The organism is Streptomyces sp. NPDC006134 (assembly GCF_040628835.1).
In the GTDB taxonomy this organism is placed as follows: domain Bacteria; phylum Actinomycetota; class Actinomycetes; order Streptomycetales; family Streptomycetaceae; genus Streptomyces.
This window is the reverse complement of record NZ_JBEXTV010000064.1, coordinates 1-24,297: the sequence shown is the minus strand read 5'-3', so window position 1 is coordinate 24,297 and position 24,297 is coordinate 1. Positions and strand designations below refer to the sequence as shown.

Annotated in this window: 23 protein-coding genes and 1 pseudogene; 18 read left to right on the top strand and 6 right to left on the bottom strand. The window is 70.2% G+C overall.

Translation table 11 applies throughout. The features are described from left to right. The first annotated feature begins 1 nt into the window (after position 1). Positions 2-1,171, top strand: coding sequence for an acyl-CoA dehydrogenase family protein (locus ABZ340_RS30980; protein WP_358785177.1), 1,170 nt, complete (start codon positions 2-4; stop codon positions 1,169-1,171). Positions 1,172-1,272: 101 nt separating this feature from the next. On the opposite strand, the gene ABZ340_RS30975 is transcribed toward ABZ340_RS30980, so the two are convergent. The 5 genes from ABZ340_RS30975 to ABZ340_RS30955 form a co-directional block, all read right to left on the bottom strand. Then, positions 1,273-2,550: a GDSL-type esterase/lipase family protein gene (locus tag ABZ340_RS30975; protein ID WP_358785176.1), complete on the bottom strand. Its 1,278-nt coding sequence runs from the start codon at positions 2,548-2,550 to the stop codon at positions 1,273-1,275. Positions 2,551-2,674: 124 nt separating this feature from the next. Beyond that, the gene (locus ABZ340_RS30970) at positions 2,675-3,661 is read right to left on the bottom strand and encodes an LLM class flavin-dependent oxidoreductase (protein WP_358785175.1); all 987 of its coding nucleotides are present in this window, start codon (positions 3,659-3,661) and stop codon (positions 2,675-2,677) included. Positions 3,662-3,700: 39 nt separating this feature from the next. Further along, on the bottom strand, positions 3,701-4,042 hold the full coding sequence (locus ABZ340_RS30965; RefSeq protein WP_358785174.1) for a DUF1330 domain-containing protein: 342 nt from the start codon (positions 4,040-4,042) through the stop codon (positions 3,701-3,703). Positions 4,043-4,069: 27 nt separating this feature from the next. After that, positions 4,070-4,261 (bottom strand): ferredoxin, encoded by a 192-nt coding sequence (locus ABZ340_RS30960; RefSeq protein ID WP_358785173.1) that lies wholly within the window; start codon positions 4,259-4,261, stop codon positions 4,070-4,072. Beyond that, positions 4,258-5,577, bottom strand: a complete 1,320-nt coding sequence (locus tag ABZ340_RS30955; RefSeq protein WP_358785172.1) for a cytochrome P450 — start codon at positions 5,575-5,577, stop codon at positions 4,258-4,260. Before ABZ340_RS30955 ends, ABZ340_RS30960 begins: the two co-directional genes overlap by 4 nt. 254 nt (positions 5,578-5,831) lie before the next feature. On the opposite strand from ABZ340_RS30955, the gene ABZ340_RS30950 reads away from it, so the two are divergent. The 16 genes and pseudogenes from ABZ340_RS30950 (at position 5,832) to ABZ340_RS30875 (ending at position 22,148) form a co-directional block, all read left to right on the top strand. Beyond that, entirely contained in the window at positions 5,832-7,118 is a 1,287-nt protein-coding gene (locus ABZ340_RS30950) for an aromatic ring-hydroxylating dioxygenase subunit alpha (protein WP_358785171.1), read from the top strand. 18 nt (positions 7,119-7,136) lie between these two features. Then, complete coding sequence (locus ABZ340_RS30945; protein ID WP_358785170.1) at positions 7,137-7,466, top strand: hypothetical protein; 330 nt, start codon at positions 7,137-7,139, stop codon at positions 7,464-7,466. A 108-nt stretch (positions 7,467-7,574) separates the two neighbouring features. After that, entirely contained in the window at positions 7,575-9,128 is a 1,554-nt protein-coding gene (locus ABZ340_RS30940) for an ABC transporter substrate-binding protein (RefSeq protein ID WP_358785169.1), read from the top strand. A 44-nt stretch (positions 9,129-9,172) separates the two neighbouring features. Further along, positions 9,173-10,135: an ABC transporter permease gene (locus tag ABZ340_RS30935; protein ID WP_358785168.1), complete on the top strand. Its 963-nt coding sequence runs from the start codon at positions 9,173-9,175 to the stop codon at positions 10,133-10,135. Then, positions 10,132-11,907 carry a dipeptide/oligopeptide/nickel ABC transporter permease/ATP-binding protein gene (locus ABZ340_RS30930; protein ID WP_358785167.1) on the top strand — a complete coding sequence of 592 codons (1,776 nt, stop codon included), beginning with the start codon at positions 10,132-10,134 and terminating at the stop codon, positions 11,905-11,907. Before ABZ340_RS30935 ends, ABZ340_RS30930 begins: the two co-directional genes overlap by 4 nt. After that, positions 11,904-12,812 (top strand): ATP-binding cassette domain-containing protein, encoded by a 909-nt coding sequence (locus ABZ340_RS30925; RefSeq protein WP_358785166.1) that lies wholly within the window; start codon positions 11,904-11,906, stop codon positions 12,810-12,812. Before ABZ340_RS30930 ends, ABZ340_RS30925 begins: the two co-directional genes overlap by 4 nt. 188 nt (positions 12,813-13,000) lie before the next feature. Beyond that, on the top strand, positions 13,001-13,951 hold the full coding sequence (locus tag ABZ340_RS30920) for a formylglycine-generating enzyme family protein (protein ID WP_358785165.1): 951 nt from the start codon (positions 13,001-13,003) through the stop codon (positions 13,949-13,951). 37 nt (positions 13,952-13,988) lie between these two features. Then, positions 13,989-15,755 carry a sulfatase gene (locus ABZ340_RS30915; RefSeq protein ID WP_358785164.1) on the top strand — a complete coding sequence of 589 codons (1,767 nt, stop codon included), beginning with the start codon at positions 13,989-13,991 and terminating at the stop codon, positions 15,753-15,755. Positions 15,756-15,839: 84 nt separating this feature from the next. Beyond that, a pseudogene (locus ABZ340_RS30910) lies at positions 15,840-16,154 on the top strand (ATP-binding protein); the annotation flags it as partial. A 162-nt stretch (positions 16,155-16,316) separates the two neighbouring features. Next, a complete protein-coding gene (locus ABZ340_RS30905) occupies positions 16,317-17,219 on the top strand; it encodes an intradiol ring-cleavage dioxygenase (protein ID WP_358785163.1) in 903 nt (300 codons plus the stop codon). Positions 17,220-17,435: 216 nt separating this feature from the next. Next, positions 17,436-18,296 carry a triphosphoribosyl-dephospho-CoA synthase gene (locus ABZ340_RS30900; RefSeq protein ID WP_358785162.1) on the top strand — a complete coding sequence of 287 codons (861 nt, stop codon included), beginning with the start codon at positions 17,436-17,438 and terminating at the stop codon, positions 18,294-18,296. A gap of 293 nt (positions 18,297-18,589) precedes the next feature. Continuing rightward, positions 18,590-18,964: a DoxX family protein gene (locus ABZ340_RS30895; RefSeq protein ID WP_358785161.1), complete on the top strand. Its 375-nt coding sequence runs from the start codon at positions 18,590-18,592 to the stop codon at positions 18,962-18,964. Between the two features lie 333 nt (positions 18,965-19,297). Then, positions 19,298-20,152 carry an SDR family oxidoreductase gene (locus ABZ340_RS30890; RefSeq protein WP_358785160.1) on the top strand — a complete coding sequence of 285 codons (855 nt, stop codon included), beginning with the start codon at positions 19,298-19,300 and terminating at the stop codon, positions 20,150-20,152. Positions 20,153-20,313: 161 nt separating this feature from the next. Then, complete coding sequence (locus tag ABZ340_RS30885) at positions 20,314-20,778, top strand: DUF6069 family protein (RefSeq protein ID WP_358785159.1); 465 nt, start codon at positions 20,314-20,316, stop codon at positions 20,776-20,778. Positions 20,779-20,901: 123 nt separating this feature from the next. Beyond that, a complete protein-coding gene (locus tag ABZ340_RS30880) occupies positions 20,902-21,393 on the top strand; it encodes a MarR family transcriptional regulator (protein WP_358785158.1) in 492 nt (163 codons plus the stop codon). A 191-nt stretch (positions 21,394-21,584) separates the two neighbouring features. Continuing rightward, a complete protein-coding gene (locus tag ABZ340_RS30875) occupies positions 21,585-22,148 on the top strand; it encodes a helix-turn-helix domain-containing protein (RefSeq protein ID WP_358785157.1) in 564 nt (187 codons plus the stop codon). On the opposite strand, the gene ABZ340_RS30870 is transcribed toward ABZ340_RS30875, so the two are convergent. Then, positions 22,067-22,504: a MarR family transcriptional regulator gene (locus ABZ340_RS30870; protein WP_358785191.1), complete on the bottom strand. Its 438-nt coding sequence runs from the start codon at positions 22,502-22,504 to the stop codon at positions 22,067-22,069. The two genes, ABZ340_RS30875 and ABZ340_RS30870, sit on opposite strands and share 82 nt — an antisense overlap. 210 nt (positions 22,505-22,714) lie before the next feature. Between ABZ340_RS30870 and ABZ340_RS30865 the strand changes: the two genes are divergently transcribed. Beyond that, complete coding sequence (locus ABZ340_RS30865; protein WP_358785156.1) at positions 22,715-24,178, top strand: MFS transporter; 1,464 nt, start codon at positions 22,715-22,717, stop codon at positions 24,176-24,178. Positions 24,179-24,297 lie beyond the last annotated feature (119 nt).

Genomic DNA, 24,297 nt, shown 5'->3' with positions numbered 1-24,297 from the left:
CATGAGCACGTCGGACGACCTGACCGATGACGAGAGGCTCGTCGTGCGCACCGTGCGCGATTTCGTGGACAAGGACGTCAAACCCGTCGTCCGCGCACTGGAACAGGCCGGTGCCTACCCGGAGGCGCAGATCGAGCAGATGAAACGGCTCGGCATCTTCGGACTCGCCGTCCCCGAGGAGTACGGCGGTACCCCCGTGTCGACCCCCTGCTACGTCCTGGTCACCGAGGAGCTGGCCCGTGGCTGGATGAGCCTGGCCGGGGCCATGGGCGGCCACACGGTCGTAGCGAAGCTGCTGCTGCACTTCGGTACCCAGGAGCAGAAGCGCCGCTATCTTCCGGGCATGGCCACGGGCCGGATCCGGGCCACCATGGCCCTGACCGAACCGGGCGGGGGATCCGACCTCCAGGCGCTGCGCACGGTCGCCCGGAGGGCAGCGGACGGCCACTACGTGATCGACGGCGTCAAGACCTGGATCACCAACTCCCGGCGCTCGCAACTGATCGCCCTGCTGTGCAAGACCGATCCGGCGGCCACCCCCGCCCACCGTGGCATCTCCGTCCTGCTCGTCGAGCACGGCCCCGGCCTCACGGTCTCCCGCGATCTGCCGAAGCTCGGATACAAGGGGGTGGAGAGCTGCGAGCTGTCCTTCGAGGGTTACCGGGCACCCGCCGAAGCCGTCCTCGGCGGCGTCGAGGGACAGGGGTTCGCCCAGATGATGAAGGGGCTGGAGACAGGCCGGCTGCAGGTGGCCGCCCGCGCTCTCGGTGTCGGCCGCGCGGCACTCGAGGACTCCCTGGCCTACGCCCGGGAGCGCCACTCCTTCGGCAAGCCGATCTGGCGGCACCAGTCGGTCGGCAACTACCTGGCGGACATGGCCACGTCGCTGACCGCGGCGCGCCAGCTCACCCTGTACGCCGCACGCGCGGCGGACGCGGGGCGCCGCGTCGACATGGAAGCCGGCATGGCCAAGCTCTTCGCCTCCGAGACTGCCATGCAGATCGCCCTGAACGCGGTCCGCATCCACGGCGGCTACGGCTACTCGACCGAGTTCGACGTGGAACGCTACTTCCGCGACGCCCCTTTGATGATCGTCGGCGAGGGGACCAACGAGATCCAGCGCAACGTGATCGTGCGCCAGCTCGTCGAACGGGGAGGCCTCGACGTCTGAGGAACGGACCGGCGGCTCAAGGGAGACGGAGGGCGGCACGGCGACCCGCCGCCCGCCTGCCTCCCTCGCCGGAATCCGCCGGGTACGCACCGCGCCCCGCGTCAGCGGCGGGCCGAGGCGGCCAGCAGGGGCAGCGAGACCGTCGCCGCCTCCGCCCGGTGACCGGCGATGTTCACGTGGATCCCGTCGCCCACGTCGTACCGTTCGTCGATGCTGTTGGGGGCGAGCGGGTCCTTGATCACATGGTCGAAGTCGATGACTCCCTCGCAGGCGCCGCCGCAGCCCCCCTGGTCGCGGACGTACATGCCGACGTCCCAGCGGTACCGGTTCATCCGGTCCGTGTAGATCGGCCGGGGGGTGACGGGGACGACGTAGACCTCGACTCCCGCGCGGTGCAGGCGCGCGAGGACCTTCCGGTAGGCGGTGACGATCTGCCCGGCGGTGCAGCCGTTCTGCAGGTCGTTCGTGCCGTAGAAGAGGATGACTCCGGTGACGCCGTGGAGGGACAGGACGTCGCGTTCGAGTCGGGCGCCGGCGTCGAGGCCCGCGATCGCGGGCGGGTTGTGCGGGCAGTGCGCGGAGGCGGTCGTGCCGTTGACCCCCGCGTTCGCGACGGCCAGTTGGCGGTGGGCGGGCAGCTCACGGACGATCCGGCGGGCGAGTACGTCGCTCCAGCGGTTGTCGGTGGTCGTCGGCGTGCATCCAGGACCGCAGTCGGTGCTCCCGACGCCGTCCACCACGGAGCTGCCGTAGGCGACGATCGTGCCCGTGACGTGCGGGGTGCGGACGTCCACGGCACTGACCATGTAGGTGGCGGGGGTCTTCTCCGTGTACGCCGCGGCGTCGGTGTCCGTGACGTGGTCGCCGCTGCCCGGTGCGGTGAGGTAGTTCCCGCGGAAGGAGATGCCGTGTTCGCCGGGCCGGACGGTGCCGGGGACGTGGAGGCTGACGGCGAGATCCGTCTGCGGCGCGGTGTCCAGGGACACCGGGTCGCTCCACACCTCACCGCGGGCGGGCACCGTGACGCCGCGGTGCCCGCCGAAGGTGAGGACGCGGGTGGTACCGGGACGGGTGGCCGGTCCGCCGTCGCTGATGGCCACGGCCCCGTGCCCGATGGTCAGGGGCGAGTCCCCGAACTGGTTCTGGACGCGCACGCGTACGGCGTCTCCGCCCTGGCTCAGGCGGGCGATGGAGCGGACGGTCCGATCGGTGAGGGAAGTCGCCGAGAGCGCGTGCTGGGACTGCGCCCAGACGGTGTGCCAGGACCCGCCGCCCGGTCCGGCGGCGGAGTCGGCACCCAGAGCGGGCGCCGAGGTGGTGAGGCAGGCGAGGAGGAGGGCGGCTGCCGCCGACGTTCCGGTCTTCGTGGTGAGGCGCACGGTGCATCCGTTTCTCGGTCGAGGCCGGTCGCATGGCCGGCCGACGGCGGAAGGCCCGGACCCGGGGAGAGCGAGGCGACCGGGGAGGCGGGTGCCCGGGATTCCCGCTCCCCCCGGAGCGGCGTCAGCTCGCGCTCGCCAAGTGCTTCCGTCCGGCTTGTGCGAAGGCCCGCAGTTCCCGTGGCACGTCGGGGCCCGTCGGCGTGTAGACGACCTCCCGGAAACCGTGGGAGGCGAGCCGCGCCAACTGGACGCCCACCCGGTCCTCGTCACCCACCATGCGCTTGACGTCGATGTGGTCGAGGAGCCGTCGGTCACGTGGGAGCAGGTGGGTGACGTGGCCCTCGAAGGCCAGCAGATGGCGTTCACCCTCCGGGGCGAGGGACTCCAGCTCCTCGCGCCAGGCCCGGCCTCCGGGCAGGGCGTCGACGCCTTCGGCGCCCTTCGTCGCGTAGGCGTTGTGCCAGTCCACGATCCGCCACGGTCCGATCGCTTCGCGGACGCGGTCGGAGGCGGGATCCTCCCCGGTGTCCAGTACGGTGCCGGACGCGATCGTCGCGGTGGGCAGTGAAGGGTGGGGCGGGCCGATGACGCCGTCGGCGATCTCGCCGGCCAGCGCGGCTCCCCGGGGGCCGAACGCGCTGATCCACAGCGGAACGTCGATCGGCCGTGGCGCCGTGAGCCCGTCGGCGTGCAGCATGCGGGCCAGGGAGCCGCCCACCTCGACCGCGTCACCGGCGAGCAGCGCCCGCACCGCGGTGACGTACCGCTCCAGCGCGGCCAGGGTCATCGGGCGCTGCCCCATGGCCAGGCGTGAGGTCAAGCCTGTGCCGAAGCACGCGCGGAAGCGGCCCCGGGAGAGCCGGGCCACGGTGGCGATCGCGGAGGCCATGGCCATTTCCGACCGCTCGTCCGGGATGAGGACGGCGGTCGCCAGACCGATCCGCGTGGTGCGTCGCGCGGCCAGAGCGAGGTGGACGAACGGGTCCTCCCACAGCGGTGCCGAATCGTAGATCCACACCCGCTGATAGCCCAGCCGCTCGGCCAGGGCGGCCAGTTCGGCGAAGTCGGGTCCCGGCGGCAGGCCGCAGGACAGTTCCAGGTCACCCATGCCGGCGACCGCCCGTCGCACGGTGCTCCGGAGGGCGCTTCACCGCGTGCCCTCCTGCCTCGGGGGCTGCCGTGGAGCCTGCGCCGGAGGCTCGAAACCGGCGACGATCACGGCGTTGGTGACCGCCGCGGCCTGCCGCAGCGGCCTGGCCTCCTGGTAGCCGGCCGACTCGTACCAGGCGCGTGCGGCCTCCACCGACGCGAACTCGACGATGACGGTACGGTCGCCGTGCCACTCGCCCTCGAGGACCTGGGGGTGGGGGTCGACGACCCGGACGCGTGCGCCGGCCTCGGCCATCGACGCGGCGGAGGCCTTGCCGTAGGCGGCCATGCCCTCCTGGTCGCGGATGGCCTCGGTCATGATGACGTAGCCCTTGGGCATCGGAGGTCTCCTTCGGGGAACCGGGCGTCAGCCCGTGGTCCTGATGGCGTGCTCGGGACAGAGCGCGGCAGCCCGGCGGACCGCTTGTTCATGCTCGGCGGGGATCTCCGGCAGGAGCACCACGGAGTACCCGTCCTCGCTCAGGTCGAAGACCTCGGGGCAGATGCCGCAGCACACACCGTGGCCGCGGCAGCGGTCGTCGTCGACCGTGACCTTCATCGCTCCTCGCTCTCGGAAGTCCCGGTGGTGCCGGGGGTATCGGCGGGGTCGAACTCCAGGTGCAGTTCGGTCAGGCCGCGCAGGATGAACGTGGGGACGTAGCTGTAGCGGCGGTCGCCGGCCGGGCCGTGCGCCCGTTCGGAGATCCTGATGTCCGTCGTGCGGTCCAGGAGACGCTCGATCGCCACCCGTGCCTCGGCCCGTGCGAGCGGGGCGCCGGGGCAGCTGTGCACGCCGCGGCCGAAGGCGATGTGACGCCGGGCGTTCGCCCGCTCGATGTCGAAGAGCTCCGGGTCGGTGAACTGGCGCGGATCGCGGTTGGCAGCGCTGTTGACGAGCATCACCGTGGTGCCGGCGGGCAGCTCGACCCCGCCCACCGTCGTGGCCGTCCGTGCCAGCCGGAAGTCGCCCTTGACGGGGCTCTCCGTGCGCAGCGACTCCTCGATGAACAGGGGAACGCGCTGACGCTCGGCCCTCAGCAGCCGTTGCAGGTCGGGACGTTCGGCGAGCGTGCGCACCGCCGAACCGAGCAGGCGGACGGTCGTCTCCTGGCCGGCCGCGAACAGGTTGGCGGCGACGCGTACCACGTCGGCGACCTCGGGTGTCGAACCGTCGGGGAAGGCGGCGGTGGCCAGGCCCGTCAGCACGTCCTCGCGGGGCCGGCGACGGCGCTCCTCGATGTACGTGGTGAACCGCCCGTAGAGGAATTCCAGGGGCGTGTGCTCCATGGTCTCCTCGCCGGTGCTGCCGATGCCCGGCTCGTGGGCCTCGGGGCGCTGGAGCCTGGCCCGGAACTCCGCCCGGTCCTCCTCGGGCACGCCGAGCAGGTCGGCGATGACGAGCAGGGTGAAGGGCCCCGCGAAGTCGCGGACGAAGTCCCCCTCGCCCCGGGCCAGATAGTCGTCCAGGAGCGCGTCGGCGATGTGCCACATGGCGGCCTCGTTCTCCTTGAGGCGCTTGGGCGTGATCAGACGCATCAGCAGGGCGCGATGGGCCGTGTGCACCGGCGGGTCCAGGGTGGGCAACTGATCGCTCATGGGCAGCTCGGCACGGTGCCGTTCGATCAGCTCGCTGACGTCGTCGCCGTCCAGGGGGACCGGGAATCCCGGGAACGGGCCGGTGACCGAGGTGCACGACGAGAACGTCTCGTGGTCGTTGTAGATCTGCACCGCCTCGTCGTAACCCGTCACCATCACCACCCCGTGGTGCGGCTCGCGCTGCAGCGGGCACCGGGCCCGCAGGTGCTCGAAGTAGGGGTAGGGGTCGGTGACGAGTGCTTCGTCCCGGAAGAAGTCGATCGCGTCGTAGTCCGTCATGGGATGGGAACGCTCCCTTCGTCGTGCCCGGCAACGGGGACGATAGTCCTCCTCTCGCGTGAGGAGAAGACCATTACCAACGACCCGTCATCTTCTATGTGCTGACGGCGCTGTCCGGTCTCCTCGCGGCCCGGCCCGGGAGCGGCGCCTGCGCCGTCCTCCTTGACGGTTGAGCAAAAGTGAGAATAGCGTTCTCGTAATCGAGATCGTAGTTACCGAACAAGCGGTGTCGTCAACGGGAGGAACCGACCCCCATGGCACATTTCAAGAAGCCCGAAGAGGGCACCTGGACCGAGCACCTCAAAATCGGCACGGAGCCGGTCTCCTACGCGGACTCCACCTCGCCCGAGCACTACGAGCTGGAGCGCGAGGCCATCTTCAAGCGGACGTGGCTCAACGTCGGACGCGTCGAGCAGCTCCCCCGCAAGGGCAGCTACTTCACCAAGGAGCTGGACGCGGCCGGGACCTCCGTCATCGTGGTGCGCGGCACGGACGGTGAGGTGCGCGCCTTCCACAACGTCTGCCGGCACCGCGGCAACAAGCTGGTGTGGAACGACTTCCCGCGCGAGGAGACCAGCGGCGTCTGCCGCCAGTTCACCTGCAAGTACCACGCCTGGCGCTACGACCTGGACGGCAAGCTCGCCTTCGTCCAGCAGGAGGGTGAGTTCTTCGACCTGGACAAGTCCGACTACGGACTGAAGCAGGTCCAGGCCGAAGTGTGGGAGGGGTTCGTCTTCGTGAACCTCGACACCGAGAACTCCACGCCGCTGCGCGAGTACCTGGGCGAGCTGGCCAAGGGCATCGAGGGCTACCCGTTCCACAAGCTGACGCAGGTCCACAAGTTCCGGGCGGAGATCGGCAGCAACTGGAAGCTCTTCATCGACGCGTTCGCCGAGTTCTACCACGCGCCGATCCTGCACTCCGGCCAGTACATGCCGGAGCAGGCCCGCCGGATCGCGAAGTACGGCTACGAAGCGCTGCACTACGACATCGACGGCCCGCACAGCATGGTGTCGTCCTGGGGCGGCATCGCCCCGCCGCACGACCGCGAGATGGTCAAGCCCATCGAGGCGGCCCTGCGCAGCGGCTTGTTCGGCCCGTGGGACGCCCCGGACATCGGCATGACCACCGACGAGCTGCCGCCGGCGATCAACCCCACCCGGGACCCGCGCTGGGGGATGGACTCCTTCGTCTTCTTCCCCAACTTCATGCTGCTCATCTGGCGGCCGAACTGGGTCCTCACGTACCACTACTGGCCCACTTCGTACAACACGCACATCTTCGAGGGGACGTGCTACTTCGTCCCGCCGAAGAACGCCTTCGAACGGCTCCAGCAGGAGCTGGCGGCCGTCTCGTTCAAGGAGTACGGCCTGCAGGACGGCAACACCCTGGAGGCGACCCAGACCATGCTCGAGTCGGGCACGGTGGACCGATTCCCGCTCAACGACCAGGAGGTGCTCCTGCGCCACCTGCACCACTCCGCGCAGGAGTACGTCCGCGAGTACCAGCGCCGCGCCTCCGGCGCCCCGGCCGCGTCCTGATCCGAGGAGGACTTCATCATGGCCCGTGTCTTTCCCGAGGGCTTCGAGGCCCTGGAACCCTTCGCCGACTGGGCGATCCCCACGGAGAAGGCCCGCTACACCAAGCGGATCACCAGCACGATGGACGAGCTGGACGCGTTCTACGACGTGGCCTTCCCGCTGCTCAAGACCGGGACGGCCCGTCTGGAGAGCATCTCCATGGAGGACATCTCCGAACCGGACAAGCGCCTGCTGTGGCTGTTCTGCTCGCTGGTGACCGTGGCCTTCTCCGTGGAGGCCTGGCGCCAGCCGAGGGTTCCCGACTCGGGGGCCTCCAGCATCGACGCGATCGTCGAACCGGCCGTCTGACCCGTCACGCCGAAGCAGCGCTGTGACTCGCTGATCCGTTCACCCGGCGGGTCACAGGCACCCCCACCCCCCACCCTCCTTCCCGGACCCCGTCCCCAGGGATCTCTCATGCCCTTTCCGATCAGGCCGCCGAGACCACGGCGGCTCCTCGCGTCCGTCACCGTGGCGGCACTGCTCATGACGGCCGCCTGCTCCGGCGACGCGTCGGACTCGCCCGGCGCGTCGCAGAAGGCGGCCAGGCTCTCGCTCTCCATCCAGGGCGCCCCCGCGTCGTTCGAGCCGACCCGCATAGACGCGGGCCAGTCGTCGTACATCTGGAGGGCGCTCTACGACACGCTGCTCTACGTCGACAACGACGGCAGGCTCCAGCCGAACGCGGCGCAGCGCTACGAGTACTCCGCGGACCGGCGCACCCTCACCCTCACCTTGCGCAAGGGCATGACCTTCTCGTCCGGGGCGCCGGTGAACGCGGCCGCGGTGAAGGCGACCCTGGAGCGCATCCGCGACACCCCCGGCCCCAATCAGGCGAACATCGCGAACGTGGTGGCCTCGGTGGACGCCCCGGACGACCTGACCGTCGTCGTCGGGCTGAAGCATCCGTCCGGCTCCTTGCTGTGGAACCTCGCCGGCGTCAACGGCGTGATCGCGGATCCGGCCACCATGGCGCGGTCGAGCACGGCGACGGATCCGGTCGGATCGGGGCCCTACACCCTGGACAAGGGCGCCACCGTGAACGGTTCGGAGTACACGCTGAAGAAACGCAAGGAGCACTGGAACGCCGACGCCTATCCGTTCGAGACCGTCCGGGTTCGCGTCATGGGCGACCGTGCGGCCGTGGTCAACGCGTTGCGCGCCGGCGAACTCAACGCGGGCAGCGTCGACCCCACCCAGGTGGAGCCGCTGCAGTCGGCCGGGCTGCGGATCAGCCCGGTGAAGGCCTTCACGGTGGGCAACCTGGTGCTCGCCGACCGCGCGGGCACGTCACTCGAGCCGCTCGGCGACGTACGGGTGCGACGGGCGATCAACATGTCCTTCGACCGCACCAAGCTGGTCACCGCCTTCCTCAAGGGCGTCGGCGTGCCCTCCACCCAGCTGTTCAACCCCCAAGGGCAGGCGTACGACGCACAGCTGGACAAGGCTTACCCCTTCGATGTCGCCGCCGCCCGGAAACTCATGGCCGAAGCCGGGTACGCCCAGGGCTTCCCGGTGAGGATGCCGAGCTTCGTCACCACCAAGCCGTTCGAGCCCGTCATCGCCCAGAGCCTCGCCGCGATCGGCATCAAGGTGACCTGGGAGGCGGTGCCGATCCAACGGCAGGCCACCACGCTCGCAGCGGCGAAGTACCCGATGTACTTCGTCATCTACGGCCTCGACACCGATGCCGTCCTGACCACCCTGTACACCACCCCCGGCACTCCCACGAACCCGTTCAAGTCATCCGACCCTGATCTCACCGCGCTGATCGACCAGGCGAACAGGGCCGGCGCCCCAGCCGAGGCCGGCGCCGCCTACAGGAGCATCAACAAGTTCTTCGTGGACAACGCCTGGTTCGCGCCCCTCATGGACATCGGGGTCACCTGGGTCACGGGCAAGGGCGTCAAGCACCTCGGCGACGGCTCCTCGACCGCGATCGACATCCGTAATTTCGGCACCGCCGGCTGAGCCCGCTCCGGGCGGACTCGGGGGACCGCCCGGAGCTTCGATCCGTGAGCCGAAGGACACGCAACATGCTCTTCTACGTCGCACGACGCCTGGTCACCGGGCTGGTGTTGGCACTCCTGGTGACCCTGATCACCTTCCTGCTCCTCGCGCCTTCCTTCGACGCCATCGTGGGCAACCGGCTCGGCACGGGGGCCACCACCGAGTCGATCCGGGCGATGAAGACGCAGATGGGCCTCGACCGGCCGGTGCTCGCCCAGTACTCCGACTGGCTGGCACACGTGGCCCGAGGAGATCTGGGCGACTCGTTCTTCACGGGCGAGCACGTCGGACGCACCGTAGGGCAACACCTCGGCGTGACGATGTCGATCGTGCTCGTCACCCTGCTCCTCTCCGCCGCGTTCAGTGTCGCGCTGGGCGTCACGGCCGCCTGGCGCGGGGGCATCGTCGACCGCGTGGTCCAGGCCGTGTCCCTCACCGGGCACCTCGTACCCAACCTGCTCATCGCCATAGCCCTCGTCTACCTGCTGTCGATCCGCCTCGACGTGCTCCCCGCAACCGGCTTCACCCCTCTCACCGACGATCCCGCCGCGTGGGCCCGGTCCATCACCATCCCGGTGACCGCACTGCTCATCGCCAGCATGGCGGGACTGACCGCGCAGATCCGCGGCACCATGATCGACGAGCTCCGCAAGGACTACGTGCGCACGTTGCGCACGCGCGGCGTACCGGCGCGCTCCATCATCCTCCGCCACGCCCTGCGCAACGCCTCCGGGCCCGCCCTCACCGTGCTCTCCTTCGAGTTCATCGCGATGCTGGGTGGCGCCCTCATCATCGAGAAGGTGTTCGCCATACCGGGCTTCGGCAGCTACGCCTTCGACGCCTCCCTCCAGGGAGACGTCCCGGTCATCATGGGGATCACCCTCTTCGCCGTCCTGTTGGTCGTGGTCGTCAACCTCGCCGTCGACCTCGTGAACGGGTGGCTCAACCCGAAGGCGAGGGTCCTGTGACCGACGGCCTTGGACTCACCCGCCCCCGCGCCGCGCGCCGCACAGCGGCCCTGCGCAAGTTGCTGCGTGACCCACAGGCGCTGATCACGGCAACCGTCCTGCTGGTGGTCGTCGCCCTCGGCCTGCTGGCACCCGTGCTCACCCAGCACGGCGTCAACGACGCCTCGCTCGAGCACGTCGACGCGGACCCCGGCACTGCCGGCTACCTGCTCGGCGGCGACCGCAGCGGCCGGGACATCTGGGCCCGGCTGTTGGGATCGGTCAACACCAGTGTCGTCTCGGCGCTGATCGGAACGGGCGTCGCCCTGGTCATCGGCGTCACGGCCGGTCTGGTCGGCGGCTACTACGACCGTCTCAGGAACATCACGGAATGGGTGTTCAGTCTGGTGATGACCTTCCCCGGGCTCCTGCTCCTCATCGTGCTCATGCCGATGACCAAGGGCGACTACCGGGTGACCATGCTCATCTTCGGCGTGCTGCTGTCGCCCGGCGTGTACCGGCTGGTGCGCAATCTCGTGCTCGGGGTGAAGAACGAACTGTTCGTGGACGCCGCCCGGGTCTCCGGCCTGCCGGACGCGCGCATCCTGCGCCGGCACGTGCTCTTCGCCGTCCGCGGCCCGGTCGTCATCGCCGCCGCGTTCCTGTGCAACGCCTCCATCGGAGTACAAGCGGGCCTGGCTTTTCTCGGCGTCGGATCCGCCACGGTTCCCAGCTTCGGATCCATGGTCGCCGAAGGTTTCGCCAACCTCTATATCGAGCCCTTGCAGATCGTCTGGCCGAGTCTCCTGCTCGGCGTCATGACGGTCTCCCTCGTCCTGTTCGGCAATGCGCTGCGCGACGTACTGGAAGGAACCGTCTCCGCGCCGTCCAAGAACACCGCTCGACCGTCCCCCGCCACTCGTACCGCCCCGCCGGGAGCCACACCAACCGGGCTGCTGGTCATCGAAGACCTGACGATCGCCTACCCCACGCCCTCGGGTGAGCTGGAGGAGGTGGTCAGCGGTGTCCACCTGAGCCTGGAGGCGGGGGAGACGCTCGGCCTCGTCGGCGAATCCGGCTCGGGGAAGACGCAGACGGCCTTCGCGGCACTCGGCGTACTGCCGCGCGAAGCGGTGGTGACGCGCGGCTCCATCCGCCTGGACGGGCGTGAGCTGCTCGGCGCGACCGAGCGGGAGCTGCACCGCCTGCGAGGCCGAGCCATCGGATACGTTCCGCAGGAGCCCATGTCCAACCTCAACCCGTCCTTCACGGTGGGAGCCCAACTGGTCGAGGGCCTCCGGGCGACAGCCGGCGTCTCACGCGCCGAGGCCCACAAGCGCATGCTGACCCTGCTGGACCGGGTGGGGATCCCCGATCCGCCTCGGACCTTCGCCTCCTATCCACACCAGATCTCCGGCGGCATGGCCCAGCGCGTGCTCATCGCCGGAGCCGTGGCGGCCGAGCCGAAGGTGCTGATCGCCGACGAACCGACCACCGCCCTCGACGTCACCGTCCAGGCCGAGATCCTCGACCTGCTGCGTGACCTGCAGAGGGAGCTGCACATGGCCGTGCTGCTGGTCACCCACAACTTCGGCATCGTCGCCGACAGCTGTCGCCGGATCGCCGTCATGCGGCAGGGCGAGATCGTCGAAACGGGCACCTGCCTCGACATATTCCGTGCGGCCGAGCATCCCTACACAAGGATGCTGCTGGGCTCCGTCCTCGACGAGCGCAGCGTGCGTACGGATCCACCGGCTTCCGCGTCCGGCATCCTGGCGAAGGAGGAACGGTGACCGTACCCCTGCTGGAGGTGCAGGACCTGCGCCTCACATACCGGAGCCGCGGCCGAGGGCTGCGGGCGAGGCCGGTGGAGGTGCTGCACGAGGTGTCTCTCACCGTGGCCGAGGGGGAGACTCTCGGCCTGGTCGGCGAGTCCGGTTCCGGCAAGACCACCATCGGCCGGGCCGTGCTCGGCCTGGCCCGGCCGGACGCGGGCAGGATCACCTGGGACGGCCGGGACATCACCCACGCCGACCGCAGGGAACGCCGCGCACTGGCCCGCGACATCCAGGTGGTGTTCCAGGACCCCTACAGCTCACTGAATCCGGCGCTGACCGTCGGTGACACCCTCGCCGAGCCGCTGACCGTTCAAGGCGTCAACGCGCGGGAAGCCCGCCGAAAGGTGGGCGCGCTGCTGGACCGGGTGGGTCTGCCCGCTGACGCGTCGCAGCGGTTGCCGCGCGAGTTCAGCGGCGGCCAGCGGCAGCGCGTCGCCATCGCCCGCGCTCTCGCCCCCGAGCCACGCCTGATCGTCTGCGACGAGCCCGTCTCCGCACTGGACATGTCCACCCAGGCAAGGGTGCTGGACCTGCTCATCGACATTCAGCGCCGCACCGGAGTCGCTTACCTCTTCATCTCCCACGATCTGGCCGTCGTACGCCACATCAGCCACCGCGTGGCCGTTCTCCACCGCGGCGAAGTGGTGGAGACCGGCCCCGCCCCCGCCGTCACCTCCGCCCCTCGGCACCCCTACACCCGACGGCTCGTACTTGCCTCCCCGGTCGCGGACCCGGTCGAACAGGCAAAGCGCCGGGCCGCGCGGGCACGGCTCACCGTCTCGGTGGAAACGCAACAGACGTTCGACGGCACGGGTTCGACAACGGTGCAGAACGCAGATCCTCACCGCGGAACTCGATGACCGGGGGCGCACCAGGCCGGGAAACCGGTGGTGGGAGGAGCGGTTCGGCCGGCCCTCGGGGCGGGCCGAGCCGAGTGTTTCAGAGCGGCGGGAACCCAGTTCCGCCCGTGTCCAGGTCGGCCCTGGGCCCGGGTACGCCGGGCGACCCGCATGACCCGTGTCCTCACAGGAAACAGGAGCCGCGCTCGATGGAGATTCTTCACCCCTCCGCCCTGTCCTGTTGCGCGCCCCGACGCGACGAGGCGGCCCTTCGGCCGCTGACGGTGCCGCCGGCCGGCCACCAGGGCTCCCAGGACGGCATGATCCGCATCCCCGGTGGCGACTTCCTGATGGGCACCGACGACGATGAGGGGTTCCCGGCGGACGGCGAAGGCCCCGTGCGGACGGTACGGGTCAGCACCTTCCACATCGACGCGCACGCCGTCAGCAACGACGAGTTCGCCGCGTTCGTCGACGCCACCGGCCATGTCACCGAGGCCGAACGCATCGGCTGGTCCTACGTGTTCGCCGGTTTCCTGCCCGGTCCGCTGCGGCGCGGAGCGCCCCGGCCGGCCCGTACCCCCTGGTGGTGCGCGGTCTCCGGAGCACGCTGGGACCGGCCCGAGGGCCCGGGCAGCACACTGGAGCGCCGCGGGAACCACCCGGTGGTGCACATCTCCTGGAACGACGCCGCCGCGTACTGTGCCTGGGCGGGCAAGCGGCTGCCCACCGAAGCCGAGTGGGAGTACGCCGCGCGCGGCGGCCTGGAACAGAAGCGCTACCCGTGGGGTGACGAACTCGACCCCGGCGGCGTATACCGCTGCAACATCTGGCGGGGCACCTTCCCCACCAAGAACACCGCCGCGGACGGCTACCGGGGAACCGCACCGGTCGACGCCTTCGAGCCCAACGGGTACGGGCTGTACAACACCTCGGGCAACGTGTGGGAATGGTGCGCCGACTGGTGGAGCACGGCCCACCCGGCTGGTACAGCGATCGACCCGAAGGGGCCGGACACCGGTCAGGAGAAGGTCATCCGCGGGGGCTCCCACCTGTGCCACCGGTCCTACTGCAACCGCTATCGCGTCGCCGCCCGCACCGCCGGCACACCCGACGGAGGCAGCGGGCACACCGGGTTCCGCTGCGCCCGGGACGCCTGAGAGACACGCGATCCGACAGCCGAAGGAGCACCGCGGCATGAAAGCCATCATGGTGATGTTCGACAGCCTCAACCGGCACATGCTGCCGCCGTACGGCTGCGACTGGACGCACGCCCCCCACTTCACACGGCTGGCCGAACGGGCCGCGACGTTCGACAACTGCTACGCGGGCTCCATGCCGTGCATGCCGGCCCGACGGGAGATCCACACCGGACGTCACCATTTCCTGCACCGCAGCTGGGGCCCACTGGAACCCTTCGACGACTCGATGCCCGAGTTGCTCAGGCTCGCAGGTGTGCACACCCACCTGGCGAGCGACCATCCCCACTACTGGGAGGACGGCGGAGCGACCTACCACGGCCGCTACAGCACCTGGGAGTTCTTCCGCGGCCAGGAGGGCGACCCGTGGAAAGGGCACGTCGCGAACCCGCCCATGCCCGAGGAGGACGTCAAGGAGCTGCGCCCGGACAGCTACCGGCAGGACTGGGTGAACCGGCTGTACATGCAGACGGAGGACCGCCACTCCCAGACGCTCACCTTCGACGCGGGACTGGAGTTCATCCGCACCAACCACGAACAGGACCGCTGGTTCGTACAGATCGAGACCTTCGACCCGCACGAACCGTTCTTCAGCCACAAGCAGTACAAGGACCTCTACCCGCACGACTACGACGGTCCGCACTTCGACTGGCCCGACTACCGGCAGGTCACCGAGACCGACGCACAGGTCGAACACGCCCGTCTCGAGTACGCCGCGCTGCTCTCCATGTGCGACAGGTCGCTGGGCCGCGTCCTCGACGCGATGGACGAGTACGACCTCTGGCAGGACACCCTGCTGGTCGTCTGCACCGACCACGGCCTGCTGCTCGGTGAGAAGAACTGGTGGGGCAAGTCGGTACAGCCCTGGTACAACGAGCTGGTCCACCTCCCGCTGTTCGTCTGGGACCCCCGGACAGGCGCCGCCGGCAAACGGCGCGAGGCTCTCGTCCAGACCATCGACCTGGCACCCACCCTGCTGGAGTTCTTCGGCGTGGACCGCCCCGCCGACATGCAGGGCGTCCCCCTGCCCGTCGCCACCGACCGACCGGTCCGTGAAGCAGGACTGTTCGGCATCCACGGAGGACACGTCAACGTCACCGACGGCCGGTATGTGTACATGCGCGCACCCGTCTGTGCCGGCAACACACCGCTGCACGAGCACACGTTGATGCCGACCCACATGCGCGGGCGCTTCACCACCGAGGAACTGACCGACCTCGAACTGGCCGAACCCTTCACCTTCACCAAGGGCGTCCGCACGATCCGGACGACCGGGCGGACCTTCTTCAACCCGTTCCGGTTCGGCACACTCCTCTACGACCTGCGGACCGATCCCGAACAGCGCTCACCGATCGTCGACGACGAGGTGGAGCTCCGCATGGCCGACCTGCTCGTCGCCCTCATGCGCGCGAACGACGCCCCGCCGAGCCAGTACGAACGCCTGGGCCTGCCCGCTGACGGTCCCGTCAGCACCACTCACCTCCTGGTGCGCAAACAACGCCACCAGGCGCAGCAGGCCGCCGAGCCGCTGCCGCGCCCGGAGGACTTCCCCGCCGGCCGCTTCTCCCTGCGCACCCCGGTCTCGGCGCTCCTGGCCGATCCCTTGGCCGTCGAGGTCCTGCGTGCCCGCCTTCCCACCCTTGTCCACACCGAATTTCTCCAGACGATCGGCTCGACTTCTCTGATCTCCCTCGCCGCCCTGTCCGGTGGCATGATCCCCACGAAGACACTGCGCCTACTGGCGGAGGAACTCGCGGCGCTGTGAAACGGGCAGGACGCACAGTGCGGCATCCGGCCTGCACCCGGAGGACACGGCATGTGGGGCCGCGCTCCAGGCGGCGTATGCCGGACGCCGGCCGGGACGAGGGGCACGGTGACCGCGGAGGCGACCGGCGCCGAGTGCGTCGTCCGCGTCCACGACGACGGGCCCGGCATCCCCGCGGCGGTCCTGCCGTCGGTGTTCGAACGCTTCACCCGGGCCGACGCCTCCCGGGCCCGCACCGCCGGCCGGGAGGGCGGCACCGGTCTGGGGCTCGCCATCGCCGCCGCGATCGTCAGGGCGCACGGCGGCCGGGTCGAGGCGCGCAGTGAACCGGGCGACACCGAGTTCACCGTATGGCTGCCGCTGGCCCGGCACGCGCCGCCGGTGAACCACAGAGTGTGACCAGACCTGCGGAACCCCGTTCACAGGTACCGGAACGAGGCACATCGTCCGCCCGGGGCACCGGACCGCGGTTCATTTCAGTTTCGCCTCAGGTAGGTCCGCAAGGGTGAGGGTCCACGGCCGGTCGAAGCGAACCAACCCGAGCGGAAGGAGCCGGTAGGTATGACTCAGGACGACGCGCGGCACAAGAGGAACACGTCACGTCGACGGGTCCTCGTCGCCGGAGGAGCAGCGGTCGCCGCGGTCGGCGCGGGCGGTGTGCTGGCCTCGAACGCACTTGGCGAGGAAACACCGGCCAAGGCCAAGCCGAAGGCGCCGGAAGGCGGGGCCGGGGAGACCTGCTACCGGCTGAGCACGGAGGCCATCGAGGGCCCCTACTACATCGACGCGGACCAGATCCGTACGGACGTCACCGAGGACCGCAAGGGCGTCCCCTTGACCCTCACCATCAAGGTGATCGACTCCGAGACGTGCAAGCCGGTGCGGAACGCCGCGGTCGACATCTGGCACTGCGACGCGCTCGGCGTCTACTCCGGATACGAGGCCCAGGGTTCCGCCCTGCCCTCCGGCATGGCCACCGATGCGCCACCCCCGGAGGGAGGCGACATGCACCTGGAGCCCACCGACAGCAAGACGTACCTGCGCGGCACCTGGCGTACGGACAACGCGGGCAAGGTCCGTTTCACCAGCATCTTCCCGGGCTGGTACGAGGGCCGGGCCGTGCACATCCACACGAAGGTGCACGTGGACGGTAAGTGGACCAAGGGCGGTTACGAGGGCGGCCGCACCTGCCACACCGGCCAGCTCTACTTCGAGGAGGAGGCCGTCCTGGCCGTCGCGAAGGAGAAGCCGTACTCGACCAGCACCGTCAGGCGTGTCACCCTCCCGGAGGACGTGATCTACGACGACAGCGGCGCCACGGGCGGCCTGCTCACCCTTCGCTACGACAAGAAGAGGATCGCGAAGGGGGTCGCCGCTTCGATCACGCTGGGTGTCGACCAGGACGCCACCAACGAAGGTGACGAACTGGCCCTTCCCACCACCTCGCCCGCGCCGTCGGCGTAGGGCGTGCTGCGGGCGTGACCGGGCGGGCCGCATGGCCCGCTGACGGACGCCGGGATGCGCAGGGAGCGGGCACAGGAGCCCGGCCGGTCGGGAACCGTCCGGTCCCCCTGGGCCCGCTCCCGCACACGCCTCCAGACCGAGCGGTGATGCGTTGCGCCGAGGTAACACTTCCGACGCCATGGCGAAGCCACCGCCCCACTCCTTCCGCAGGTGGCCATGACCAAGCACCACGACGAGCAGCTCGCCGACATCGCCGTATCCGCTCTGACCGAACAACTGGCCCTGGCCCCGAAACCCGGGCTGCCCGATCCCCGTGATCTCGCGGCACGCACCACCGGCAAGGACCACCAGGCCCTGCGTTGGTCGGCGCGGGCGCTGGTGCCGGGGCTGACGGCGATGGCCGCCGCGGCCCGCCGTTCCGGGCAGCCCACGCCCCTGCTGCGCGAGGAACTGGGCGCCATCGGACGGTGCACCGAACACTCGGTGGACCTGGCCGGCGGCGGCCACCGGGGGGCCCTGTGGACGCTCGGCCTGCTCGTCGCGGGCGCCGCACTCGATCCGTCCGCCAAGGGCGCCGAGGTCGCCGCGACCGCCAAGCGGATCGCCGCGTACCCCGACCGGAAGGCCCCGCGACGGCCCTCGCACGGTTCGACGATGGCGGTGAAGTACGGGGCGGCCGGCGCCCGCGGCGAGGCCCGCGCCGGGTTTCCGCATGTGTGCCGTGCGCTCGACGCACTCGCCGCTTCCCGGAAGGCGGGCGCCACCGAGACGCAGGCACGCCTCGACGCCCTGCTGACCGTGATGTCGACCCTCCGCGACAGCGAACTCCTCTACAGCGCCGGGCCGATGGGGCTGCGCCACGTCCATGCGGGCGCCCGCGCCGTCCTGGACGCGGGCGGCACCGCGACCGCCCAGGGAGCCGAGGCACTCGCGGCCCTGGACGCCGATCTGCACGCACGGGGCTGGAGCCCCCGCGGCAGCGCCGCAATCCTCGCGGGAGCGCTGTTCCTGGACGCTCTGCCCGCGCAGACCCGCTCCGGAATCTCCCAGCCGCGGGGCTCGGCAAGCCATCGCTGATCCAACCGCCGGCTCTCGGGCGGCGAAGGATCTGCGGACGTCAGGGCGCCCACCGATCACCTCCGGTCAGCGCCGGCGTGCGCCACGGCGCTTTCTCCCGGCCGGACCGGCCGCGCGACACGTCCGCGGGCACGGACCGGCTCCTCTTCGAGCCCTGCCCGCCCCCAAAAAAAGCCGGCCCGACGGCACCCGCGACAGCGCCCGGTCCGCACCCTCCCGCCTTTACTTGACGCTTCAAGTGATTCGCTCTACGGTTACTTGAAACGTCAAGTGATTGGGGGAGGTCCGACACCGTGAACGTCACCCTCTGGATCATCGCGAGCATCCTGGCCGTCGCGTTCCTCCTGGCGGGCCTGATGAAGGCGGGCCGGCCGAAGGAGAAACTGGCCGCCTCGGGCATGGCCTGGGCCGATGACTTCTCCACCGGTGCCGTGAAGGGCATCGGCGCGGTCGAGGTGCTCGGCGCGCTCGGCCTGGTCCTGCCCGCCGCCTTCGACATCGCGCCGATCCTGGTGCCCTTGGCGGCCACCGGGCTGGCCATCACCATGCTCGGCGCCGCGGTCGTCCACGGCCGCCGCAAGGAGAACCAGATGATCGGCGTGAACGTCGTTCTCCTGGTCCTGGCCGCCGTCGTGGCCTGGGGCCGGTTCGGCCCCTACGCCTTCTGACCCGACCCGCCTCGGTCACGCCTCACGCCCTCGTCGACACTTCGGGCGCCGCCGACGAGCAGGGCCCGGCCGGGGCCCGGACCGACCGGCGGCGACATCCAGGCGGTCCCGGTCGCGAAACCCTCGGACCGCCGGCCGCCCAGGTCTCCACAGGCGCCTTCGAAGTCGACACCAGGTCCTTCCCCCGGCTCAGGCCGCCGACGGCCTCGCCCATCGCCGCGGGCATCGCGCGCGGCAAGACCATCGTCGGTTTCTGCGACCGACCGGTCGTACCGACGTGCCGTCCGCTCCCCGACGGAGCGGACGACAGGCAAAACCCTGAAAGGAATCACCATGATCGTCATCACCGGCGCCACCGGCCAGCTCGGCCGCCTTGTCGTGGAAGAGCTGCTCACCCGTGTCCCCGCCGACCAGATCGTCGCGGCCGTCCGCTCCCCCGAGAAGGCCGCCGACCTCGCCGAGCGCGGCGTCCAGGTCCGCGAGGCCGACTATGACCGCCCGGAAACCCTGGAGGCCGCTTTCCAGGGTGCCGACAAGCTCCTGCTGATCTCGGGCAGCGAGGTCGGCCGCCGCATCCCGCAGCACCAGGCCGTCATCGACGCCGCCAAGAACGCCGGCGTCTCCCTCCTGGCCTACACCAGCGTCCTGCACGCCGACACCTCCACCCTGCCCGTCGCCCCCGAGCACAAGGCCACCGAGGAAGCGATCAAGGCCAGCGGCCTCACCTACAGCCTGCTGCGCAACGGCTGGTACAACGAGAACTACATCCCCACCGCCCAGCAGGGCGCGGCCACCGGAACCATCATCGGCAGCGCCCACGACGGCCGAGTCGCCGCAGCCTCGCGTGCCGACTACGCCGCCGCGGCGGCCGCGGTCCTCACCGGCGACGGCCACGCCGACACCGTCCACGAACTCTCCGGCGACACCGCCTTCACCATGGACGACCTCGCCGCAGACATCACCGCCGTCACCGGTACTCCGGTCACCTACCAGGACATGCCCGCCGAGGCCCACGCCAAGGCCCTCGCCGAGGCCGGCCTGCCCGAGCCCGTCGTGGAGATGCTCGTAGCGATCGACGCGGGCACCGCCGACGGCCAGTTGGCCGACGCCTCCGGCGACTTGTCCCGGCTCATCGGCCGGCCCACCACCCCGCTGCGCGAGACCCTTACGGCCGCGCTCGGCAACTGAGCCCGGCACGACAGCCGTTCAGCTCGTCCTGGAGGAACCGTCCGGCTCCAGGGCGGCCCCCCGTGCCGGGCAGGCGTCTGTCGGCAGCACCCCTCACCCACCGGGCACCACGCGAGATGCGTAGACAGTCGCCTGCCCGCCCCTCGTCCAAGGAGATTCCCATGTCCACGTCCTCCTCCCACACCCCTGCCTCGGCGCATCCCGTCAGAACCGGGCCGGGACGGGCCGCCGTCGCAGGGTGGCTGATCGCGGGCATCGTGGCGGGAAGCGTCCTCAACGAGATCATCGCTCTCCTCGCGCGTGCCGCCGGGGCGTCGGAGGACTTCCAGCCCCTCCAGCCCGGGGCGTTCGTCTCGTTCACCGTCATAGGCGTACTCGTGGGCGCGGTGGGCTGGGCGGTGGTCCGCCGGCGTTCGGCCGACCCGCGCGCCTTGCTGTCCTGGCTGGTCCCCACCGTGGTGATCGTGTCCCTCGTGCCCGACCTGCTGATGTTCGTCAGCGACTACAAGCCGCACGCCGATGCCGCCGGGATCATCGGACTCATGGCCATGCACGTGGCGGTCGCCGCTGCGGCTGTCTTCGCCTACCAGCGTGCCCTGCCCCTGAACGACACGCCTCGGAGCTGACCCGCGCCGCCTTAGGCGTCATCCACCGAGGAGCCCTTTGATCCGACCAGCCGTGGTCGGGAGGCCACCATGCACGACGAAACGGCCACCCTCGGGCTTGAGAAGTCAAGTTACCGTGAGGGGATGAACACCGACGAGCCCCGCTGGCTGGACGACGAGGAAGAACAGACCTGGCTCGCCATGGTCAGCATGCTGGTCGGCCTCCCGGCCGCCCTGGACGCCCAGCTGCAGCGCGACGCCGGCATCTCCCACTTCGAGTACCAGGTCCTCGCCGGACTCTCCATGTCCCCGGAACACACCCTGCGGATGAGCGACCTGGCCGACTTCGCGGAAGCCTCCCTCTCCCGCCTCTCCCACACCGCCAAACGCCTCGAACGCAAAGGCTGGCTCACCCGCAGCCCCGACCCCGCGGACGGCCGGTTCACTCTGGCCACCCTGACCGACGCGGGCTGGGAGAAGGTCACCGCCACCGCACCCGGCCACGTCGCAGAAGTACGGCGCCTCGTCATCGACCCCCTGACCAAGGCGCAGGCCAAGCAGCTCCGGGAGATCAGCCGCCGCGTCAACGACGCCATCGGCCACCAGCGCGCCTGCCCTTCGGTGCGCACCACCTGACCGGCGGCAGCGCTGTTCACCAGCGGCGCACGGGCCCCACACCCCGAACAGCCCGCCCCGACCGTCAGCGACGGCCACCTGGCCGGCCTCGCCAGGCGCTTCTTCGAGCTGCACCGACCCGCACCCCGGTCTCCGGACACCGGTCATCGGAAGCGACGGCGCAGCACGCCGGATCACGGGAGCGTACGGGTATGAAGACACCGCATCGCGAGTCCGTCCTGTCCCGGGCCGCTCGTATCCTGGAGGCGTTCAGTCAGGACGATCCCGTGCTGTCCGTCTCCGAGATCGCGCGCCGCTCCGGGCTGCACGTGGCGACCGCGTCCCGGCTCGTGGGTGAACTCGTCGCGCACGGCTTCCTCGGCCGGGACGCCGACCGCAGGGTGCGGATCGGCGTCCGGCTGTGGGAACTGGTGACCCGGGCCTCGCCGACGCTGTCGCTGCGCGACGCCGCCATGCCGTTCATGGAGGGCGTGCACGACGTCGTGGGCCACCACGTCCAGTTGGGGGTCCTGGACGGTGACGACGTGCTGTTCCTCGAACGCCTCTCGGCCCCCGTGACCGTCATCAACTATCGATGCCCTGCCCTACCTGAGGACGAGACCGCAGGCGCAGCGGCCAGGTCGCCGGGGCGCGCAGGCGGCGCGCCGACGACCGTGGCTGCCGGTCCCGAGGCTCAGAGCCGTTCGGTCGTGTGCGGGCGTGGCCAGGGCATCCCGTGGAGGCGCTCGATATCGGAGTTGAAACGTCGGAGGTAGCCGGCGAAGGCCGCGATGTCCTCCTCCGGCCAGTCGGCCATGATGCGGTCCAGGCTGGCGACGAGGCCAGTGCGTTCCTCGTCGAGGCGCCGTTCACCTTCTTCGGTGATGCGGAATTTGCGGGCCATGCCGCCCTCGGGGTCGGGGATGCGCTCGACCAGGCCGGCGCGCATGGCGGCCGCGGTCTGCCGGTTGAGGGTGGAGGCGTCCAGCCCGAAGGCGTCGCCCAGCTGGCCGATCGACATCGGGCCCTGCGTGCGGATCCGGCTGAGCAGGATGTAGGCGCTGCGGTCCAGGACGCTGCCGGTGCGGCGCCCCTTGCCCTTGTGCAGATGCATGTAGCGGCCCAGCAGCATCTGCTCGAACTCGACCTGCTCCGTGGCCCTGTCCGCGGTGTTCACGTGCCCTCTTCTCTGCGGTGCGACTCCGGTGCGACTCCCTGGAGCTCACTGGGTTCCATCGTATGCATCAGACATGTGATGTGGTAGATACATATAATATGTACGATGCATAAGACGCCTCCTTCAGGCGCCGGTTCTCACTGACATCCGTAGGGGAGCCCCACCATGGACGGCCCCCAGCCGACCGCCCGCTCAGGCCCTGTCGTCGCCACGCTCGCGCTGGCGGGCACCGTGGCCGCGATCATGCAGACCCTGGTGACCCCGCTGATCGCGGAGATGCCGCAGATCCTGGACACCACCCCCTCGAACGCGGCCTGGGTGGTCACGGTCACGCTGCTCGTAGCGGGCGTGTGCGTCCCGGTCTCGGGGCGTCTCGGCGACCTGTTGGGCAAGCGGAGGATGCTGCTTGTCTGCGCCGTCCCGTTGGTGGTGGGCTCGGTCGTGTGCGCGCTCGCCTCGTCCGTCGTGCCGATGATCGTCGGCCGCGGTCTGCAGGGCATGGGCATGGGCATGGGCATGGGCATGGTGCCCCTGGGCATCGCACTGCTGCGCGACGTCGTCCCGCAGGAGAAGCTGAGCGGCTCCATCGCCCTGGTCAGCGCCTCCATGGGCATCGGCGGCGCGATCGGCCTGCCCCTGGCGGCGGCCGTCGCGCAGTACGCGGACTGGCGTGTGCTGTTCTGGGGGTCGGCGGGTCTCGCCCTGCTGGTCGGGGCGCTGATCTTCGTTTTCGTCCCTGACGTGCCGGCCGGCGCGAAGGGGCAGCGTTTCGACGCGCCGGGCGCCGTCGGTCTCGCCATAGGCCTGGTCTCGCTGCTGCTGGCGATCTCCAAGGGCGGCGACTGGGGCTGGAACTCCGGCACCACGCTGGGCCTGTTCGCCCTGGCCGTCGTCACCCTCGCCATCTGGGGCTTCTACGAGCTGCGTACCCGGGAACCGCTGGTCGACCTGCGCACCACCGTCCGGCCCCGCGTCCTGTTCACCAACGCGTCCTCGATTCTCATCGGCGTCGGCATGTACGCGTCCATGCTGATCGCACCGCAGCTCCTCCAGTTCCCTGAGGCCACTGGCTACGGCCTGGGCCAGTCGATGCTGGCCGCCGGCCTCTGGATGGCGCCCGGCGGCGTGATGATGATGATCGTCTCGCCGCTCGGCGGAAAACTCATCAACGCCCGCGGCCCCAAGTTCACCCTCATCTGCGGCGCGTTGGTCATCGCCGTCGGATACGGAATGGCCCTGCCGCTCATGGGGACGGCTTGGGGGCTGATGCTCGTCGGCATCGTCATCAACAGCGGCGTCGGCCTCGCCTACGGCGCGATGCCCGCCCTGATCATGAGCGCCGTTCCGGTCTCCGAGACGGCCGCGGCCAATGGCTTCAACACCCTGATGCGCTCACTCGGCACCACCATCGGTTCGGCCGTGATCGGCGTGGTCCTGGCACAGATGACCATCACTCTGGGCGGCCACACCCTCGCTTCCGAGGACGGCTTCCGCACCGGGCTGCTGATCGGCTGCGGCGTGGCCGTGGCCTCGGCCGCTGTCGCCCTGCTGATCCCCGCCGTGCGCACCGGCACCGGTGACTCCGCGGCCGGCAAGGCCCCGGCCGACCGGGCGCCGGCCCGCGCCTGAGCCTGCCGCCGCCCGGTGCGCACGCCCCCCGTTATGTTTTCCGCGGTCCTGCAAGAGGGCCGCTGGCCTCCGGGCCCGGCATGACTGTTGCCCCCTGTCGAACGGATGACCTGGGGGGT

Bases quoted from the DNA above. Each gene is read 5' to 3' on its own strand.
- ABZ340_RS30960 (WP_358785173.1), bottom strand. From the start codon at position 4,261: ATGAAGGTCACGGTCGACGACGACCGCTGCCGCGGCCACGGTGTGTGC.
- ABZ340_RS30950 (WP_358785171.1), top strand. From the start codon at position 5,832: ATGGCACATTTCAAGAAGCCCGAAGAGGGCACCTGGACCGAGCACCTC.
- ABZ340_RS30915 (WP_358785164.1), top strand. From the start codon at position 13,989: ATGAAAGCCATCATGGTGATGTTCGACAGCCTCAACCGGCACATGCTG.
- ABZ340_RS30940 (WP_358785169.1), top strand. From the start codon at position 7,575: ATGCCCTTTCCGATCAGGCCGCCGAGACCACGGCGGCTCCTCGCGTCC.
- ABZ340_RS30920 (WP_358785165.1), top strand. From the start codon at position 13,001: ATGGAGATTCTTCACCCCTCCGCCCTGTCCTGTTGCGCGCCCCGACGC.
- ABZ340_RS30890 (WP_358785160.1), top strand. From the start codon at position 19,298: ATGATCGTCATCACCGGCGCCACCGGCCAGCTCGGCCGCCTTGTCGTG.
- ABZ340_RS30945 (WP_358785170.1), top strand. From the start codon at position 7,137: ATGGCCCGTGTCTTTCCCGAGGGCTTCGAGGCCCTGGAACCCTTCGCC.
- ABZ340_RS30955 (WP_358785172.1), bottom strand. From the start codon at position 5,577: ATGACGGACTACGACGCGATCGACTTCTTCCGGGACGAAGCACTCGTC.
- ABZ340_RS30880 (WP_358785158.1), top strand. From the start codon at position 20,902: ATGAACACCGACGAGCCCCGCTGGCTGGACGACGAGGAAGAACAGACC.
- ABZ340_RS30970 (WP_358785175.1), bottom strand. From the start codon at position 3,661: ATGGGTGACCTGGAACTGTCCTGCGGCCTGCCGCCGGGACCCGACTTC.
- ABZ340_RS30965 (WP_358785174.1), bottom strand. From the start codon at position 4,042: ATGCCCAAGGGCTACGTCATCATGACCGAGGCCATCCGCGACCAGGAG.
- ABZ340_RS30885 (WP_358785159.1), top strand. From the start codon at position 20,314: ATGTCCACGTCCTCCTCCCACACCCCTGCCTCGGCGCATCCCGTCAGA.
- ABZ340_RS30900 (WP_358785162.1), top strand. From the start codon at position 17,436: ATGACCAAGCACCACGACGAGCAGCTCGCCGACATCGCCGTATCCGCT.
- ABZ340_RS30980 (WP_358785177.1), top strand. From the start codon at position 2: ATGAGCACGTCGGACGACCTGACCGATGACGAGAGGCTCGTCGTGCGC.
- ABZ340_RS30875 (WP_358785157.1), top strand. From the start codon at position 21,585: ATGAAGACACCGCATCGCGAGTCCGTCCTGTCCCGGGCCGCTCGTATC.
- ABZ340_RS30865 (WP_358785156.1), top strand. From the start codon at position 22,715: ATGGACGGCCCCCAGCCGACCGCCCGCTCAGGCCCTGTCGTCGCCACG.
- ABZ340_RS30870 (WP_358785191.1), bottom strand. From the start codon at position 22,504: ATGCTGCTGGGCCGCTACATGCATCTGCACAAGGGCAAGGGGCGCCGC.
- ABZ340_RS30905 (WP_358785163.1), top strand. From the start codon at position 16,317: ATGACTCAGGACGACGCGCGGCACAAGAGGAACACGTCACGTCGACGG.